We start from the raw sequence: 344 nt of genomic DNA on the forward strand, positions 1-344 counted from the left end.
GTCGCGCGGGCGCGGAACCGCCCGCGCGAGCCGGCCGGGGAGCGGCGGCGGAGGACCTCACGGGAACGGGAAGGACTGGCGCTGGGGATGGCGTGGAAACGGACGGGATCATCGGTTGGACAGCGGTCATCAGCGACCTCCAGGGTGTGCTGAACCCTTGTGACTGCGTCCGGAACTTCCTCCAGAACTGCTTCCAGAATACCGCCCGGCACTGACAAAAAGCCCTGGTCGCAGCGGAGTTGACGGTTCCGTTCCGGAACGTGTGAGCACCGCGGTCAGGGCACCCCGCCGCACGCTTCACAGCCGCGTCGCCCCGTAGACACCAGCCCGTGCGTACCCGCTCC

Annotated in this window: 1 protein-coding gene; it reads left to right on the forward strand. The window is 68.6% G+C overall.

From position 1 onward, the window contains the following. Positions 1–215: hypothetical protein (locus AN216_RS29525; RefSeq protein ID WP_212732655.1), on the forward strand; the 215-nt coding region annotated here is incomplete at its 5' end. Positions 216–344: the final 129 nt, after the last annotated feature.

It is taken from the genome of Streptomyces oceani, assembly GCF_001751245.1.
Taxonomy (GTDB): Bacteria; Actinomycetota; Actinomycetes; order Streptomycetales; family Streptomycetaceae; genus Streptomyces; species Streptomyces oceani.